The sequence below is a fragment of the Methylobacterium sp. CCH5-D2 genome, from assembly GCF_001556475.1.
Taxonomy (GTDB): domain Bacteria; phylum Pseudomonadota; class Alphaproteobacteria; order Rhizobiales; family Beijerinckiaceae; genus Methylobacterium; species Methylobacterium hispanicum.
In genome coordinates, this window is the sequence record NZ_LSIX01000208.1 from 1 (window position 1) to 1,440 (window position 1,440).

2 protein-coding genes are annotated in these 1,440 nt (G+C 72.5%); both read left to right on the forward strand.

The features are described from left to right. Window positions 1–43 precede the first annotated feature (43 nt). Window positions 44–397, forward strand: coding sequence for a hypothetical protein (locus AX737_RS05455; RefSeq protein ID WP_082772899.1), 354 nt, complete (start codon window positions 44–46; stop codon window positions 395–397). A 25-nt stretch (window positions 398–422) separates the two neighbouring features. Further along, window positions 423–1,440, forward strand: a 1,018-nt coding sequence (locus AX737_RS05460; RefSeq protein WP_066919638.1) for a phosphoglycerate kinase, incomplete at its 3' end; no start/stop codon positions are given.

Consider the following 1,440-nt stretch of genomic DNA (forward strand, 5'->3'; position numbering starts at 1 on the left):
CGTCCCGCCCGCCCCGTCTTCCGCCGCGACGCCCACGGGCCAAGTGACGGGTCAGGTGACGGGTCAGGTCTACGACCAGCTCGCCCGGATCGAGGACAAGTGCGCGCGCATCGAGGACAAGTACGCCCGCTCCGAGGCGCTGCTGTCGCGCGTCGAGGACAAGATGGAGAACGCCGCGACCCGGATGAACGAGGCCGCGCGCCAGTCCGACCTCGCGGCGCTCCGCAACGAGGTCCGCGGCCTCACCGACCGCACCCGGCGCCTGCCGGGCACCGGCGCACTCGTGCTCACCGCCATCATCACCGCGGTGCTCACCGTGGTGCTGATGGTCGCGGTGCAGCGCCTCAACCTCGATTCCCTGCTGCCGCCGCGCGCCGCCCCGACTACCGCGCAGTAATCTCACCTTCCAGACGCGAGCCCGCATGACCGCCTTCCGCACCCTCGACGACGCCGGATCCCTCAAGGGCAAGCGCGTCCTCCTGCGCGTCGACGTGAACGTGCCGATGGAGAGCGGGCGCGTCACCGACGCGACCCGCATCGAGCGCGTGGTGCCGACCATCCGGGAGATCGCCGACGGGGGCGGGCGGGTGATCCTGCTCGCCCATTTCGGCCGGCCGAAGGGCAAGCGCGAGCCCAAGGATTCGCTGGAGCCGGTGGTGCCGGCGATCGCCGAGGCGCTCGGCCGCCCGGTCGCCTTCGCGGACGACTGCGTGGGCGAGGCGGCGGCGGCGGCGGTCGCGGCCCTGAAGGACGGCGACGTGCTGCTCCTCGAGAACACCCGCTACCACGCGGGCGAGGAGAAGAACGACCCGGCCTTCGTGGCGGCGCTCGCCGAGAACGGCGACGTCTACGTCAACGAGGCCTTCTCGGCGGCCCACCGGGCGCACGCCTCGACGGAGGGGCTCGCCCATAAGCTCCCGGCCTTCGCCGGCCGGCTGATGCAGGCCGAACTCGACGCGCTCACCAAGGGCCTGGAGGCGCCGAAGCGCCCGGTCATCGCGATTGTGGGCGGCGCCAAGGTCTCCTCGAAGATCGACCTCTTGCAGAACCTCGTCGCCAAGGTCGACATGCTGGTGATCGGCGGCGGCATGGCCAACACCTTCCTGCACGCGCAAGGAAAGGCCGTCGGCACGTCGCTCTGCGAGCGGGATCTGGCCGAGACCGCGACCCGGATCCTCGGGGCGGCGGAGGCCGCCGACTGCCGGGTGATCCTGCCGGTCGACGCGGTGATCGCGCGGGAGTTCAAGGCCAACGCCGCCAGCGAGACGGTGTCGGTCGACGCGGTGCCCGAGGACGCGATGATCCTCGACGCCGGCCCGGCCTCGGTCGCCGAGATCGACGCGGCGATCGACGAGGCGGCGACGCTCGTCTGGAACGGCCCGCTCGGCGCCTTCGAGCTGACCCCCTTCGACGCCGCCACCGTCGCGGCGGCCCGCCACG